This is a genomic window from Microbacterium proteolyticum (assembly GCF_014192415.1).
GTDB lineage: Bacteria > Actinomycetota > Actinomycetes > Actinomycetales > Microbacteriaceae > Microbacterium > Microbacterium proteolyticum.
Window position 1 is genome coordinate 288351 of the sequence record NZ_JACHXY010000001.1, and the last position, 14862, is coordinate 303212.

A 14862-nucleotide genomic window follows, 5' to 3' on the forward strand; every position below is an offset into this window, starting at 1 on the left:
ATGGAGGGATGCCCACGCCCCCCGCTTTCGCCGAGCTCGCCGTCGTCGACCGCAACGGATTCCTCGAGTCGCGGCACCACGGTGTCGCGGTCGTCCTGGCCCCCGACGGGTCCGAGAAACTCACCCTGGGCGATGCCACGGCCGCGTTCCTCCCCCGCTCCAGCATGAAGCCGCTGCAGGCGCTCGCATGCCTCTCTGCCGGCGTCGACCTCGCCGACGAGCGTCTCGCGATCTCGATGGCGAGTCACTGCGGCACCGAGCGGCACGTCGAGGTGGCCCGCGGCATCCTGCAGTCGGCTGGGCTGACCGAAGACGACCTGGGCTGCCCCGCCGCATGGCCCTCGGACGCGGCTGCTCGCGACGAGCTCGTCCGCGACCACGGCGCTCCCTCGCCGCTCCGCATGAACTGCTCCGGCAAGCACGCCGCCATGCTGCTCACGTGCGTGGCGAACGGGTGGTCGACCGACGACTACCTCGACGTGCAGCACCCCCTCCAGGTGCACATCCGCGAAGTCATCGAGCGCCTGGTGGGCGAGCGACTCACCACCACCGCGATCGACGGCTGCGGGGCACCGGTCTACGCGATGAGCCTCGTGGGCCTCGCCCGCGCGATCCAGCGCATCGCGACGTCATCGGAACGTTCCCCCTTCGCGCTGCACCGCAGCGCCGGAACGCTGGTGCGCGCCGTGCGCGAGCACCCCTGGACGATCGACGGCCCGGGCCGCCCCGATACCGTCGTCACCGAACGCCTCGGCGTCTTCAGCAAGATGGGTGCCGAGGGCGTGCAGGTGATGACGGCCCCCGACGGCACGACGGTCGCTCTCAAGATGCTCGACGGATCGAATCGTGCCGGCCACGTCGTGGCGCTGAGGTTGCTGGAGCGCACCGGAGCCCTGACGCCCGAGGCCGTGGCCGACGCCGTCTCGCACCTCTCGCTGTCGGTCCGCGGGGGCGGCCACGAAGTGGGTGCGATCCGCGCCACCGTCTGACGACGGCGGCACCGCTCACAGGCCTCCGTCCACCGACCTCGGGTAGGCGATCGGCTCGTCGGGCACGAGCACCTCGGTGTCGCGGTTGAGGCTCTCGCCCCGGAAGAACGGCTTCGCCCCGGGGAAGGCGAACCAGATCAGCATCAGCACGACGCCGATCGCCAGCGCCCCGATACCCACGACGAAGGTCCCCCCGATCCCGAGCAGCACGGTGTTGCCGTACTCGGGGTCGTACATGTCGATCGCCGACTGCACGAAGGCGTACGTGAGCATGAGAGCGCCGAGCAGCGGCAGGATGCCGCGGGTGACGAGGTTCTTCGCCGAGCCGGTCAGCTCCCGGCGGAAGTACCAGACGCAGGCGTACCCGGTCATGGCGTAGTAGAACGCGATCGCCAGACCGAGAGAGAGGATCGAGTCCTGCAGGATGTTGTCGCTGATCAGTGTCATGCCCACGTAGTAGACACTCGCGACGATACCCATCACGAGGGTCGAGAACGACGGCGTGCGGTACCGGGGGTCAACCGTCTGGAAGCGACGTGGCAGGGCCTTGTACGCCGCCATGGCAAGGGTTCCGCGCGCGGTGGGGAGGATGGTCGTCTGCGTCGACGACACGGCGGAGATGAGCACTGCGACGATCATCACCCATCCGAACGGCCCGAAGAGCCCGTCTTTGAGCGCCAGGAACACGTCGTCCGCGTTCTCGGGGTTGGCCAGGCCCGCGCCGTCCTCGCCGACACCGGCGTACATCATGGCGGCGACCGTCACCGTGACGTACGTGCCGAGCAGGATCACGGTCGTCAGCAGGGCGGCCCGACCCGGGATGCGCTTGGGGTCCTTCGTCTCTTCGTTGAGGGCGAGGCACGTGTCCCATCCCCAGTAGATGAACAGGGCCAGCAAGACCGCCTCGATGAAGCCGCTGTAGTCGGTGAAGCCGAACGGGTTGAACCACGCCACGTCGAACGGGGTCGGGTTGGGGGCGGTGCCGTCGAAGAACTTCCACAGCGCCAACACCACGAACAACGCGAGGACGAGGTACTGGACCCCGAGCAGCACGTTCTGGATCCGCTCCCCGATCTCCACGCCGCGGTAGCTGACGAAGGTCATGGCCGCGATGAAGGCGACGCCCGTCGCTGTGACGAGCGGCACGTTCTCGGCGAGGGATCCGTCGCCGACCAACGACCACAGGTAGATGCCCGCGATCTGGGAGAGGTTCGCCAGCACCACCATGCCGGCCACGGCCACGCCCCACCCGCCCATCCAGCCGATCCACGGCCCGAAGGCTTTCGTGCTCCAGGTGAACGTCGTACCGCAGTCGGGGACGTCGTTGTTCAGCTCGCGGTAGGCGAAGGCGATGAACAGCATCGGGATGAACGCGATGATGAAGGCGATAGGAGCCGAGGACCCCACGGCGAGGACGACGAAGCCCAGGGTGGCCACGAGAGAGTACACCGGGGCGGTGGATGCCAGACCGATCACGGTCGAGCCCCACAGCCCCAGGGTGCCGGTGGCCAGGCCCTTGCCGGCCGTGCGTTCGGATGCAGCGGTCATGTCCTGAACGTAGGATCCGCGCCCCATCGCGGTCAAGCGGAGACTTCGGGCCGGGCGGGCCGCGCGGTCGGTAGTCGCGTCGGCGGAGGCGTCAGGCGGGGCGGTCAGGCGACGCGGGGACGTCGGGCACGGCGGCGCGGTCAGGCGTCGGGCGGGGCGATCAGGCGACGTCGGGCGGGCGGCGCGGTCGGGCGCCGGGCGCCGTGGTCAGGCGTCGCGGCGACGTCGGGCGCCGCGGTCAGGCGTCGCGGCGACGTCGGGCGGGGCGGCGCGCGAGGTCAGGCATCACGGCGCACGACGTCGAGGACGACGATGGTGACGTTGTCGCGGCCGCCGTTCTCGAGAGCCGCCGCCATCATCGCCTCGACAGCGGCGGCGGGGTCGGAGTTGGCCAGGAGGAAATGGCGGATGCCGAAGTCGGTGAGCTCTTTGGTGAGCCCGTCCGAGCAGATCACGAAGCGGTCGCCGTCGAGCACGTCGAGTCTCAGGTAGTCGGGCTTGACGCTGTCGCTGGGGCCGACGGCGCGGGTGATGACGTTGCCGTAGGGGTGGTTCTCGGCCTCTTCGGGGCTGAGCCGACCAGCGGCGATGAGCTCTTGGACGACGGAGTGGTCGGTGGTGACCTGTACGATCTCGCCGTCGCGCAGCACGTACACCCGCGAGTCGCCGATGTTCAGTGTCACCCAATGAGGCTCTTCGGTGTGCGTCTCGAGGTAGACACCGGTGAGCGTCGTTCCGGTGCCCTCGTCTGTGGTCTCGGGGTGCGAGGTGATGTCCTTCACCGCACGCGACAAGGCCTTCTCGATGTTCTTCGTCGAAACCGCGCCGCCTTCGACCACGGCACGCAGGCGGTCGACCGTGCTCGCGCTGGCGATCTCTCCGCCCAGATGGCCGCCCATTCCGTCGGCGACGACGAAGAGCGGGAACTCGGCGAGGACGGCGTCCTGGTTGACCTCGCGCCGCCGCCCGGTGTCGGTGCCGGCAGCCCACGACAGCTCCAGCGTCGTCGACCCCAGTGGGACGTTGCGCGTGTGGGTGGTCACCTCGGGCACGAACGATCCTCCGGTTGGCCGACGACAGCGCCGGCGAAAGCGCACGGCCCTGTCATCCTAGTAGACGCCCGGACGCGACCCGTGAACCTCCCCCCGCAGAGCCGAACCATCGGGGTGCAGGAGCACCCACGACGCAAACCGCATCGGCTGATGGCGAGACCACGGTCCGAGCTCGCACGTCTGCACCGACCCTGAGCGAACGCCCCGGCAGCGGCGACGACGAAGGGCCTCTCGCGACGCGAGAGGCCCTTCCCTTGATCAGTACTGCGGCGGCGCGGGCGGCGGAGGCGTGGTGCCCGGTGCCGACGGAGGCGTGGGCCCGCCGTAGCCGGGGCCGCCGTAGCCGGGTCCACCGGTGACCTGCTGGCCGGGCTGCACCGGGACGCCGTCCCAGACGGTCTTGTCGGCGGCGACGGTGTTCGCCCACGGCGCGGGCGCGATGGCAGGGTTCCAGCGGGCAGAACCGAAGGCCAGGATGCCGAGCCAGATGAGTGTTCCGATGCCGGGGATGAGCCACAGCAGCAGCAACGGCCAGTCCTTGCCGAACTTCAGACCGATTCGCCAGGCGACCACGACACTGGCCGCGACCGCGACCAGACCGAAGACGAAACCGATGACCGGGATGTTGCTCAGGACGCTCGCGCCGACGACCACGATGAGGTATGCCCACGGCGAGACGTCGCCGAGCTTCGCGGCGACGAGCGTGTTGTAGATCGGCACCCAGGCGCGCCACTTGCCCTGCACACCGGCCTTCTCGAAGATCTTCATGAGGAAGAACGACGAGATGATGTAGCCCGCGAAGATGCTGATGAGCAGGATGGGCAGCAGGACGATCAGGAAGGCGAGGGCCGCGAGCCCGCTTCCGTCGTCGTACGTGTAAGACGAACCACTCATGTGGATTCCTTTCCAGGAGAGTGCACGGCGAAGCGTCCGTGCGCCCCGTGCGATCACATGCTAGCGAAGCTGAGAGGAACCTGTAAGGCGGGCCCCGCTCAGACCACGAGTGCGATCTCGCCGTGCCGACCGTCCACGACTCGCCAGCCGGCCGACAGCGCCCAGGCCCGCAGGTCGGCGACGCCCTCGACAGCCGGACGCCGCATTGCGAGTTCGCGCACGAACGCGCCCTTCGCATGCTTATTGAAGTGGTTGAGCGCTCGAACCGCTCCTGCCTCGGCCTCGGTCACGACACGCACGTACGCGGACGGGGTGCCCGGCGGAACCGGGCCGAGAGCCGCGTAGGCCTCGGAGCGGAGATCCAGGATGAAGCCGGGTGCGACCGCACCGAATGCCTCTTGCGCGGCGTCCGCCCAGACGCGACGCAGTGCCGCCACGCCGGGGAGCGACGTCCCGGCCGCCAGGCGGTAGGCCGGGATGGGGTCGAGGGCCCCGACGGGTCCGAACGGCGCCGATTGGATCGCCACGTGGGCACCCAGCCACGCCCGCCCCTCGGCATCGAGGGACGCGGCATCCAGGGCGTCGTAGAGCACCCCGATGTAGCGGTCGACGGCGGCCATCGTGGGCGCGGTGCGTACAGCTGCATTGTCGGCGACCTCGTGACGGCGCTTCGGGCTCAGCTTGAGCACGCGGGCGGCTGCGTCTTCGTCGGCGGACAGCGCGACGAGGGCGTTCACGACGGCCTCGCGAGGCTCGCGAAGCGTGGGAAAGGCGAGACGGGGGATGTCGAGCGGGGCGCCCTCGCCTCCGGGACGCTTGGTCTCGGACGGGGGAAGCAGGACGAGCATGTGCACTCCAGGCAAACGGCGACGCGCGCCGCCCGAGTGATCGGGCGACGCGCGTCAGCGATGAAGCGGCGTCAGGAGACGAGTGAGGCGTTTCCGGCGACGATGGTCAGCTCGTCGCTCGCCATCGACAGGAAACCATCCGCGGCGTTGGCCAGGATCTTCGTGCCGTCGGTGCGGGTGATGCGCACCTCGCCCTGGGCGAGGATCGCGAGCACCGGCTCATGCCCCTGCATGAAGCCGATCTCACCCTCGACGGTCTTGGCGACGACGAGCGTCGCCTCCCCCGTCCACACCTCGGCGTCTGCCGACACCAGGCTCACGCGCAACGACATGTCAGCCGTTCTCCTTCTGGATCTGCGCCCACTTGGCCTCGACGTCGGCGATGCCACCGACGTTGAAGAACGCCTGCTCTGCGACGTGGTCGAAGTCGCCCTTGACGATCGCGTCGAACGACTCGATGGTCTCCTTGATCGGGACCGTGGAGCCCTCGACACCGGTGAACTTCTTCGCCATGTAGGTGTTCTGCGAGAGGAACTGCTGGATGCGACGTGCACGCGACACGACGATCTTGTCCTCTTCGGAGAGCTCGTCGACACCGAGGATGGCGATGATCTCCTGCAGTTCCTTGTTCTTCTGGAGGATCTGCTTCACGTTGGTCGCCACGCGGTAGTGGTCGGCACCGATGTAGCGGGGGTCGAGGATGCGGCTCGTCGACGTCAGCGGATCGATGGCCGGGTACAGACCCTTCGACGCGATCTCACGCGAGAGCTCGGTGGTCGCATCGAGGTGCGCGAAGGTCGTCGCCGGGGCCGGGTCGGTGTAGTCGTCGGCAGGCACGTAGATGGCCTGGAGCGACGTGATCGAGTGGCCACGCGTCGAGGTGATGCGCTCCTGGAGCACACCCATCTCGTCGGCGAGGTTGGGCTGGTAGCCCACGGCCGAGGGCATGCGGCCCAGCAGCGTCGAGACCTCGGAACCGGCCTGCGTGAAGCGGAAGATGTTGTCGATGAACAACAGCACGTCCTGCTTCTGCACGTCGCGGAAGTACTCCGCCATCGTCAGGGCCGACAGGGCGACGCGCAGACGCGTTCCCGGCGGCTCGTCCATCTGGCCGAACACGAGGGCGGTCTTGTCGAAGACGCCCGCCTCTTCCATCTCGGCGATGAGGTCGTTGCCCTCACGGGTGCGCTCACCGACACCGGCGAACACCGACACTCCACCGTGGTCCTGCGCGACGCGCTGGATCATCTCCTGGATGAGGACGGTCTTGCCGACACCGGCGCCACCGAAGAGGCCGATCTTTCCACCCTGCACGTAGGGGGTCAGAAGGTCGATCGACTTGATGCCGGTCTCGAACATCTCGGTCTTGGACTCGAGCTGGTCGAAGCTCGGAGCCTTGCGGTGGATGCCCCAGCGCTCGGTGACCTCGATGGTCTCACCGGGAACGCCGTTGAGCACCTCACCGGTGACGTCGAACACCTTGCCCTTGGTCACGTCGCCGACGGGCACCGAGATGGGGCCGCGGGTGTCGCGCACTTCCTGACCGCGGACCATGCCGTCGGTGGGCTTGAGCGAGATGGCGCGTACGAGGTCGTCACCGAGGTGCTGGGCGACCTCGAGGGTGATCTCGGTCGACTGGTCACCGATGGTGATCGTGGTCTTCAGCGCGTTGTAGATCTCGGGGATCGCGTCATGCGGGAACTCGATGTCGACGACCGGGCCGGTGACGCGCGCGACGCGTCCGACGACGGCTGCGTCGGTCTTCTCGGCGGTGAGGCTCATGGCTTCTTCTCTCCTTGGGAACTTACTTGCCGGATGCCAGGGCATCGGCGCCGCCGACGATCTCGGCGATCTGCTGCGTGATCTCCGCCTGACGCGCGTTGTTGCGCAGGCGGGTGTAGTCGGTGATGAGCTTGTCGGCGTTGTCGCTCGCCGACTTCATGGCCTTCTGGGTCGCGGCGTGCTTCGCGGCCGACGACTGCAGGAGGGCGTTGAAGATGCGGCTCTGCACGTACGTCGGCAGGAGCGCGTCGAGCACGGTCTCGGCGTCGGGCTCGAACTCGTACAGCGGGTAGACCTCGGACTGGGCCGGCGCTTCGTCCGCCTCGATCACTTCGAGGGGAAGAAGTCGAACCGACTCCGGCGACTGGGTCATCATGCTGACGAAACGGTTGTACACGAGGTGGATCTCGTCGACCCCATCGTTCTCGCCGCCGGCGCGGTACGCCTCGAGGACGGCATCCGAGATGGCTTCCGCGGTCGAGAACTGCGGGGTGTCGGTGTCGCCCACCCACTGCGCGACGCTCGGCATACGACGGAACTGGAAGTATCCGACGGCCTTGCGTCCGACCAGGTAGTAGACGACCTCTTTGCCCTGCGACCGCAGCAACTCGGACAGCTCGAGACCCTCGCGGAGGATCTGCGAGTTGAACGCGCCGGCGAGACCGCGGTCGGACGTGAAGATGACCACGGCCGATCGGCGGATGTTCTCGCGCTCGGTCGTCAGGGGGTGGTCGACCGACGAGTACGTCGCCACGGCGGAGACGGCGTTCGTCACGGCCTTCGCGAAGGGCGACGCCGCGCGCACACGCGCCATCGCCTTCTGGATGCGAGAGGCCGCGATGAGCTCCATCGCCTTCGTGATCTTCTTGGTCGTCTGAGCAGAAGAGATCTTCTGCTTGTAGACCCGCAGTTGTGCGCCCATGATTCCGTTCTCGTGTCGTCGCTACTCAGCGACGGCCTTTGACGATCCGCTCCTGGTTGACGTCTTCCGCCCCGGCGGCCTCGACCTTCTCGGCGCCCACGACGCTCTGGTCCTTGCCGGGCTGGAACTCCTTCGAGAAGGCATCGACGTGCTTCTCGAGCTCGGCGAGGGTGTCGTCGCCGAGCACGTTGGTCTCGCGCAGGGTGTCGAGCACCGTCGAGTTGCGACGGAGGTAGTCGAGCAGCTCGCGCTCGAAGCGGAGCACGTCGGAGACCTCGACCGTGTCGAGCTTGCCGTTCGTACCTGCCCAGATCGAGACGACCTGCTCCTCGACCGGGTAGGGCGAGTACTGCGGCTGCTTGAGCAGCTCGGTCAGACGCGCGCCACGGGCGAGCTGACGACGCGACGCGGCGTCGAGGTCGCTCGCGAACATCGCGAACGCCTCGAGCGAGCGGTACTGGGCCAGCTCGAGCTTCAGCGTGCCCGAGACCTTCTTGATCGACTTCACCTGGGCGTCGCCACCCACGCGGGAGACCGAGATGCCCACGTCGACCGCGGGACGCTGGTTGGCGTTGAACAGGTCGGACTGCAGGAAGATCTGGCCGTCGGTGATCGAGATCACGTTGGTCGGGATGTACGCCGAGACGTCGTTGGCCTTGGTCTCGATGATCGGCAGACCCGTCATCGAACCCGCACCGAGCTCGTCGGACAGCTTCGCGCAACGCTCGAGCAGGCGCGAGTGAAGGTAGAAGACGTCACCGGGGTACGCCTCGCGACCCGGCGGGCGGCGGAGCAGCAGCGACACGGCACGGTAGGCCTCGGCCTGCTTCGACAGGTCGTCGAAGATGATGAGGACGTGCTTGCCTCCGTACATCCAGTGCTGGCCGATGGCCGAACCGGTGTAGGGGGCGAGGTACTTGAAGCCGGCGGGGTCGGAGGCCGGTGCCGCGACGATGGTGGTGTACTCCATCGCGCCGGCGTCTTCGAGGGCACCCTTCACCGAGGCGATGGTGGAACCCTTCTGCCCGATCGCGACGTAGATGCAGCGCACCTGCTTGTTGACGTCTCCGGACTCCCAGTTCGCGCGCTGGTTGATGATCGTGTCGATCGCGATGGCCGTCTTACCGGTCTGGCGGTCGCCGATGATCAGCTGACGCTGTCCGCGTCCGACCGGGATCATCGCGTCGATGGCCTTGATGCCCGTCTGCAGCGGCTCGTGCACGCTCTTGCGCTGCATGACGCCGGGAGCCTGGAGCTCCAGTGCACGACGACCCTCGGTCGCGATCTCGCCGAGACCGTCGATCGGGTTTCCGAGCGGGTCGACGACGCGACCCAGGTAGCCGTCACCGACGCCGACCGAGAGCACCTCGCCCGTGCGGGTGACGCTCTGACCCTCTTCGATGCCGGAGAACTCGCCGAGCACGACGACACCGATCTCGTTCTCATCGAGGTTCTGAGCCAGGCCCAGCGTGCCGTTCGCGAAGCGGATGAGCTCGTTGGCCATCACGCCGGGAAGGCCCTCGACGTGCGCGATGCCGTCGGCCGCGTCGACGACGGCGCCGACCTCGGTCGCCGCAGCGCCGTTGGGCTCGTAGGCGGTGACGAAGTCTTTCAGCGCGTCACGAATGACGTCGGGGCTGATAGAGAGATCTGCCATTGTCTTCCTTCGTTCGTGGGGCACTCGGCCCCCAGATCCACGCCCGCTCGGGCGGAAAGTCTTTAGCCGGCGATCCGCTGGCGGAGATCGGCGAGACGTGCGGACACGCTCGCGTCGATGACGTCATCGGCGACCTGCACGCGCAGTCCGCCGAGCACCGTCGGGTCGATCACGGTGTTCAGCGTGACCGCTGAGCCGTATCGCGCGCTGAGGGAGTTCTGCAGGCGGGCCTGCTGGTCGTCGCTCAGCGGGGCGGCGGCGTACACGGTCGCGACGATGCGTGCGCGCTGGTCGGAGACGATGCGCTCGGCCCGGCGCAGCAGGGCGCGCACGCGGCGACCGCGGGCGTGCTTCACCAGCGACGAGACGATGAGCGCGGTACCGGCGCTGGTGCGTCCATCGAGCAGCTTCGAGACGAGGTCGCCCTTCGCCGTGGCGCCGCCGAGGCGACCGCCCAGCGCGAGCTCGAGCTCGCCGTTCGAGGCGACCGTTCGCGAGAAGGCGAACAGCTCCGCCTCGATGTCGGCCGGCTCGGCGACCGAGGTCGCCTGCACCGCGAGCTCTTCGAGCCCCTCGATGAACTGGCCGGAGTTCGACCAGCGCTGCTGTGCGGCGCTGGAGAGCAGCGCAACCGTTGCCGGCTGGTACGACGGACCGAAGACCGCCGACACGAGACCCGCACGGACGGCGGGCGGCACCGACGAGTCGGACAGCGCGCCGCTCAGCTGGGCCGAGCCGCTCACGGCGGCGACGGCCGCGAACAGTTCGCGCGCGACGTCGAGATCGACGCCCGACGTGGAGGCCAACGCCTCCGTCGTCGCGGTTCGGGCCTGAGTGGTCGCGCTGCCCATTACTTGGCCGCCTTCTCGGAGGCCTCGAGCTCGGCGAGGAAGCGGTCGACCACGGCGTTCGCACGCGCGTCGTCGGTCAGCGTCTCGCCGATCACGTTGCCCGCGAGGTCGACCGCGAGGGTACCGACCTCAGAACGCAGCTGCACGAGGGCCGTCTGACGCTCGGCCTCGATCTGCGCGTGCGCGCTGGCGGTGATGCGTGCTGCCTCGGTGGCAGCGGCTTCTTTCGCCTCGGCGACGATCTTGCGACCGTCCTGCGTCGCGCCCTCACGGATCTCACCGGCCTGCTTGCGCGCTTCGGCGAGCTGGGCGGTGTACTCCTCGAGGGCGGCCTCGGCCTGTCGCTGGGCCTCGTCGGCCTTGGCGATGTTGCCCTCGATGGCCGCACTGCGCTCGTCGAGCAGCTTCGCCATGCGCGGCAGAGCCACACGCCACACCACGACGGCGATGATGACGAAGCACACCGCCGACCAGATGATGTCGTACGCGGCAGGCAGGAGCGGGTTCTGCGCTTCCTCGCCCGCGGGCTCCGCGGCGAGTGTGACAAGAGCGTTCAGCATCCTGTCTCCTTACAGTGAGTCGAGAGCGGCCGGATCAGGTGAAGATGAAGCCGGTCGCGATACCGATGAAGGCGAGCGCCTCGGTGAAGGCGATACCGATGAACATCAGGACCTGCAGGCGGCCCGCGAGTTCGGGCTGACGGGCGACACCCTCGATCGTCTTGCCGACGACGATGCCCACGCCGATGGCGGGGCCGATGGCGGCGAGGCCGTAGCCGATCGTGGCGACGTTACCGGTGACCTGGGCGAGAACCGTAGTTGCGTCCACGGGTTTTTTCCTTTCGTTGGGTGGCTCGGCGTGCGCCGGGCCGCTCAGTGCTCTTCTGCGACCGCGAGCTGGATGTAGACCGCGGTGAGGATCGCGAAGACGTACGCCTGGAGGAAGGCGACGAAGATTTCGAACAGGGTGAAGGCGAGACCGAAGGCGAGGGATCCGGCGCCGAGCGCCGTCCACCAGCCGCCGAGCCCGACGACGAAGAACTGCGTCGCCGAGAAGAACAGCACCAGCATGAGGTGACCGACGACCATGTTCATCAGCAGACGCAGCGTCAGCGTGACGGGGCGGATGATGAAGGTCGAGAGGAACTCGAGCGGGACGATGATGATGTACAGCGGCCACGGCACGCCCGAGGGCAGCAGGGCGTTCTTGAAGAAGCCGCCGGGGCTCTTCTTGATGCCCGCGTAGATGAACGTGACGTACGCGACGATCGCGAGCAGCATGGGCACGGCGATGACGCTGGTACCGGCGATGTTCAGGAACGGGATGACACCCGTGATGTTCATGAACAGCACCATGAAGAAGATCGTGGTGAGGATGGGCAGGAACCGGCGCCCGTCCTTCTTGCCCAGGATGTCTTCGGCGATGTTGACGCGCACGAAGTCCAGGCCCATCTCGGCGATGCTCTGGAAGCGACCGGGGACGATCTTCATACGCCGCGTGCCGAGCACGAGGAAGAGGACGAGGGCCAGCGTCGCCAGCATCTGCGTGAGGTTGATACGCGTGATCGCGAAGATCGTGCCCTCGAACAGCACCGCATCGGGGAAGAACTCCGAGATGGACGGCGGGTGGAACTCGGCACCCGCGGACGCGAAGTTCGTGATCAGGGTCGCAGCTTGAGTAGTCAGCGCTGGCTCCAGCTTCGGGGCATCGGTGTGAACCGTTGCGACGATGGTCGGTGATGGTACCCGATGAGGAGACCTGGAAAAGAGTTCCGATCGCGGGTGGGTACGTATGCCACCCTATCAAACTCCCAGGCTGTCCACGTGTCGGGCAGGAGGATCCTCTCGCCGCCGGACTAATACGCCGCGGCGGTCGCCGTCGTGGACTATGCGCCCCGCGCCCTCATGCGCGGCGGTCACCGGCATCGGGGTCGGTGGGCAGCGTAACGTCGCTCGCGCTGGGGATGCGCATGCGCATGAGCACGACGACGTCCACCGCCAGGGACGCCAGCACGCTGATCACGAGCGCGACGTAGAAGACGACGAGGTCGACCCAGTCCTGCCCCCGCAGGACGGCGATGGCGACGATGAAGAGGATCAACTTGAGCAGCCAGCCGCCGAGGACGATCCCGAAGAAGATGGGGACGTAGAGCGGATCGCCGTACCACCGGTTCGCCACCAGGATGCTGATCGCCGTTACGGCCAGGAAGATCGCGCTCACGGCGACTCCCGCCAGAGCGCTGCCGAGGCCGGGTGCTCCCCCGACGGCGAAGCCGACGGCTGCCCCCGCGACGAGCAGGGCGGCGGTCACGATCCCGCCCCAGACCAGGGCGGTGCGCAGCACGGGCGTACTCGAGAGGGGTCGGCGGGCTTCGGGCGTGGCGCTGCTCATGAGGGGGTCTCCGGTCGGGTGGGTCTGCTACGACGGGTCAATCGCCGCAGACGATGCTGTGAGGGAAGGAGGGTCAGAACGGCGCAGGCGGCCACACCGGTGAGGCCGAACAGGATGCCGATCACGTAATCGCCGGGCCAGCTCTGCTGTGTTCCGATGTACATCAGCAGGAACGCCAGGCTGACCACGGCGGTCCAGCTGTAGAAGATGAGCACCGCGTCGCGGTCGCTGTGGCCCATGTCGAGCATGCGATGGTGAAGGTGTTTGCGATCGGGCGAGAAGGGCGACCGGCCGGCCCACTGACGTCGCAGGACCGCCAGACCGAAATCGAGCAGGGGCAGCAGCACGATCACGACCGGCAGCAGGATCGGGATGAAGGCACCCAGCAGCTGGGAACGACCGATCTTCTCGGGGTCGAGCACAGCCGGATCGAGTTGACCGGTGATGGCGATGGCCGAACTGGCCATGAGGAGTCCCAGCATGAGTGCGCCCGCGTCGCCCATGAACAGCTTCGCCGGCGTCCAGTTCATGGGGAGGAAGCCCAGGCATGCCCCGATGAGGACGGCGGCGATGAACGAGGCGAGGTTGAAGTAGGTGCTGGCTCCGGTGTCGCGCACGAGGAGGTAGGAGTAGGCGAAGAACACGCCGTTGGCGATCAGACCGACGCCCGCGACGAGGCCGTTGAGGCCGTCGATGAAGTTGACCGCGTTCATCACGACCACCAGCGCGAAGACGGTGAGCAGAAAGCTCACCCACCCCGAGCCGACCGTGAGCGCCCCGATCGGCAACGACAGGATCTGCAGTTGCCCGAACCACGCGATGATGCCGGCGGCGATGAACTGTGCGCCGAGCTTGATCATCCAGTCGAGGTCCCACAGGTCATCCGCCACCCCGACGAGGACGATGAGCAGCACGGCCCCCAGGAGCGAGAGCACCGGAACCGGGTCGGCCCAGAGGATCGCGAAGTAGGGATTACGACTCGACAGCGCGAATGCCGCGGCGACCCCCAGGAACATCGCCACCCCACCCAAACGGGGCGTCGGCGTCTGATGGACGTCGCGATCCCGGATGCCGGGATAGAGCTTGAACCGCAGCGCGAGCTTCCACACCACCCACGACAGCGCGAGCGTGACCGCCGCCGTGAACAGGATGATGAGGAGATACTGGGTCACGGACCCGGCGCCTCGGAATCCGGCGACGGTTCGACCGAAAGCACGGCGGGACCGACGGCGTCGTCCTCCGGATCGGGCTCGAGCAGATCGCCCAGCACCTCACGCAGGCGCTCGCGCGAGATGGCACCCTCGCGCAGCACGCGCACCTGGGGCTCGGACCCGCCGACCAGGGTGGTGGCATCCACGATGGTGGAGGCGACGCCCGTCTCGCTGGGGCCGGCGTCGAGGTAGGCCGCGACGCTGTCACGCAGCATGTCGCGGGCGGAGTCGATGTCGACGGCGGCCGCCATGCCGGTCAGGTTCGCGCTCGAGACGGCGAGGGGGCCCGTCTCCTCCAGCAGCTCCAGCGTCAGCTTCTGCGCGGGCATGCGCACCGCCACCGTGCCGTGGGTGTCGCCGAGGTCCCACGAGAGCGAGGGCTGTGCGGGCAGGACGATGGTCAGCCCGCCGGGCCAGAACTCGCGCACGAGGTCGTCGACGGCGGGCGGGATCTCTGCGACGAGGGCACGGAGCGTGGCCACCCCCGGCACGAGCACGGGTGGTGGTTGCTGGCGTCCCCGGCCCTTCGCTTCGAGGAGTCCCGCAACGGCGCGCGCATTGAACGCGTCGGCGGCGATTCCGTAGACGGTGTCGGTAGGGAGCACGACGAGTTCGCCTCGGCCGATCGCTTGACGCGCGTGGCGCATCCCGGACAGCAGCTGCGACTCGTCACGGCAGTCGTAGACGGGTGACATGTCGCGCGTCAGTCTAGTCGTG

General features: G+C 67.9%; 16 protein-coding genes. 1 reads left to right on the forward strand and 15 read right to left on the reverse strand.

Annotated features, from left to right (window positions below):
• The first annotated feature begins 8 nt into the window (after nucleotides 1-8).
• Nucleotides 9-989, forward strand: a complete 981-nt coding sequence (locus FHS07_RS01385; RefSeq protein ID WP_183418129.1) for an asparaginase — start codon at nucleotides 9-11, stop codon at nucleotides 987-989.
• Nucleotides 990-1004: 15 nt separating this feature from the next.
• Here the strand turns inward: FHS07_RS01385 and FHS07_RS01390 are convergent, their stop codons facing one another.
• The 15 genes from FHS07_RS01390 to FHS07_RS01460 form a co-directional block, all read right to left on the reverse strand.
• On the reverse strand, nucleotides 1005-2537 hold the full coding sequence (locus FHS07_RS01390; protein ID WP_183418130.1) for an APC family permease: 1533 nt from the start codon (nucleotides 2535-2537) through the stop codon (nucleotides 1005-1007).
• Between the two features lie 278 nt (nucleotides 2538-2815).
• Entirely contained in the window at nucleotides 2816-3589 is a 774-nt protein-coding gene (locus FHS07_RS01395; RefSeq protein WP_183418131.1) for a protein phosphatase 2C domain-containing protein, read from the reverse strand.
• A gap of 258 nt (nucleotides 3590-3847) precedes the next feature.
• The gene (locus FHS07_RS01400) at nucleotides 3848-4483 is read right to left on the reverse strand and encodes a large exoprotein (protein WP_183418132.1); all 636 of its coding nucleotides are present in this window, start codon (nucleotides 4481-4483) and stop codon (nucleotides 3848-3850) included.
• A gap of 98 nt (nucleotides 4484-4581) precedes the next feature.
• The gene (locus FHS07_RS01405; protein ID WP_183418133.1) at nucleotides 4582-5331 is read right to left on the reverse strand and encodes a YaaA family protein; all 750 of its coding nucleotides are present in this window, start codon (nucleotides 5329-5331) and stop codon (nucleotides 4582-4584) included.
• Between the two features lie 71 nt (nucleotides 5332-5402).
• Nucleotides 5403-5663 (reverse strand): F0F1 ATP synthase subunit epsilon, encoded by a 261-nt coding sequence (locus FHS07_RS01410; protein WP_183418134.1) that lies wholly within the window; start codon nucleotides 5661-5663, stop codon nucleotides 5403-5405.
• A gap of 1 nt (nucleotide 5664) precedes the next feature.
• Nucleotides 5665-7113 (reverse strand): F0F1 ATP synthase subunit beta, encoded by a 1449-nt coding sequence (gene atpD, locus FHS07_RS01415; protein WP_055958085.1) that lies wholly within the window; start codon nucleotides 7111-7113, stop codon nucleotides 5665-5667.
• A 22-nt stretch (nucleotides 7114-7135) separates the two neighbouring features.
• On the reverse strand, nucleotides 7136-8035 hold the full coding sequence (locus FHS07_RS01420; protein ID WP_183418135.1) for a F0F1 ATP synthase subunit gamma: 900 nt from the start codon (nucleotides 8033-8035) through the stop codon (nucleotides 7136-7138).
• A 25-nt stretch (nucleotides 8036-8060) separates the two neighbouring features.
• A complete protein-coding gene (atpA, locus tag FHS07_RS01425; protein WP_183418136.1) occupies nucleotides 8061-9692 on the reverse strand; it encodes a F0F1 ATP synthase subunit alpha in 1632 nt (543 codons plus the stop codon).
• Nucleotides 9693-9754: 62 nt separating this feature from the next.
• Nucleotides 9755-10543, reverse strand: coding sequence for a F0F1 ATP synthase subunit delta (locus FHS07_RS01430; protein WP_055958093.1), 789 nt, complete (start codon nucleotides 10541-10543; stop codon nucleotides 9755-9757).
• Nucleotides 10543-11103 (reverse strand): F0F1 ATP synthase subunit B, encoded by a 561-nt coding sequence (locus FHS07_RS01435; protein WP_183418137.1) that lies wholly within the window; start codon nucleotides 11101-11103, stop codon nucleotides 10543-10545. The genes FHS07_RS01430 and FHS07_RS01435 overlap by 1 nt, the downstream gene beginning before the upstream one ends.
• Nucleotides 11104-11137: 34 nt before the next feature.
• A complete protein-coding gene (gene atpE, locus FHS07_RS01440) occupies nucleotides 11138-11371 on the reverse strand; it encodes a F0F1 ATP synthase subunit C (RefSeq protein ID WP_043360904.1) in 234 nt (77 codons plus the stop codon).
• Nucleotides 11372-11415: 44 nt separating this feature from the next.
• Nucleotides 11416-12135: a F0F1 ATP synthase subunit A gene (atpB, locus tag FHS07_RS01445; RefSeq protein WP_425488134.1), complete on the reverse strand. Its 720-nt coding sequence runs from the start codon at nucleotides 12133-12135 to the stop codon at nucleotides 11416-11418.
• A 310-nt stretch (nucleotides 12136-12445) separates the two neighbouring features.
• Complete coding sequence (locus tag FHS07_RS01450; protein WP_183418138.1) at nucleotides 12446-12934, reverse strand: Cg1360 family ATP-synthase-associated protein; 489 nt, start codon at nucleotides 12932-12934, stop codon at nucleotides 12446-12448.
• Complete coding sequence (locus FHS07_RS01455; protein ID WP_183418139.1) at nucleotides 12931-14106, reverse strand: MraY family glycosyltransferase; 1176 nt, start codon at nucleotides 14104-14106, stop codon at nucleotides 12931-12933. Before FHS07_RS01455 ends, FHS07_RS01450 begins: the two co-directional genes overlap by 4 nt.
• Entirely contained in the window at nucleotides 14103-14840 is a 738-nt protein-coding gene (locus FHS07_RS01460; RefSeq protein WP_183418140.1) for an L-threonylcarbamoyladenylate synthase, read from the reverse strand. Before FHS07_RS01460 ends, FHS07_RS01455 begins: the two co-directional genes overlap by 4 nt.
• Nucleotides 14841-14862 lie beyond the last annotated feature (22 nt).

What these genes read in the sequence shown, in the direction of transcription:
- FHS07_RS01385 (WP_183418129.1), top strand. Translation starts at nt 9, where the DNA reads ATGCCCACGCCCCCCGCTTTCGCCGAGCTCGCCGTCGTCGACCGCAAC.
- FHS07_RS01390 (WP_183418130.1), bottom strand. Translation starts at nt 2,537, where the DNA reads ATGACCGCTGCATCCGAACGCACGGCCGGCAAGGGCCTGGCCACCGGC.
- FHS07_RS01400 (WP_183418132.1), bottom strand. Translation starts at nt 4,483, where the DNA reads ATGAGTGGTTCGTCTTACACGTACGACGACGGAAGCGGGCTCGCGGCC.
- FHS07_RS01405 (WP_183418133.1), bottom strand. Translation starts at nt 5,331, where the DNA reads ATGCTCGTCCTGCTTCCCCCGTCCGAGACCAAGCGTCCCGGAGGCGAG.
- FHS07_RS01410 (WP_183418134.1), bottom strand. Translation starts at nt 5,663, where the DNA reads ATGTCGTTGCGCGTGAGCCTGGTGTCGGCAGACGCCGAGGTGTGGACG.
- atpD (WP_055958085.1), bottom strand. Translation starts at nt 7,113, where the DNA reads ATGAGCCTCACCGCCGAGAAGACCGACGCAGCCGTCGTCGGACGCGTC.
- FHS07_RS01420 (WP_183418135.1), bottom strand. Translation starts at nt 8,035, where the DNA reads ATGGGCGCACAACTGCGGGTCTACAAGCAGAAGATCTCTTCTGCTCAG.
- atpA (WP_183418136.1), bottom strand. Translation starts at nt 9,692, where the DNA reads ATGGCAGATCTCTCTATCAGCCCCGACGTCATTCGTGACGCGCTGAAA.
- FHS07_RS01430 (WP_055958093.1), bottom strand. Translation starts at nt 10,543, where the DNA reads ATGGGCAGCGCGACCACTCAGGCCCGAACCGCGACGACGGAGGCGTTG.
- FHS07_RS01435 (WP_183418137.1), bottom strand. Translation starts at nt 11,103, where the DNA reads ATGCTGAACGCTCTTGTCACACTCGCCGCGGAGCCCGCGGGCGAGGAA.
- FHS07_RS01450 (WP_183418138.1), bottom strand. Translation starts at nt 12,934, where the DNA reads ATGAGCAGCGCCACGCCCGAAGCCCGCCGACCCCTCTCGAGTACGCCC.
- FHS07_RS01460 (WP_183418140.1), bottom strand. Translation starts at nt 14,840, where the DNA reads ATGTCACCCGTCTACGACTGCCGTGACGAGTCGCAGCTGCTGTCCGGG.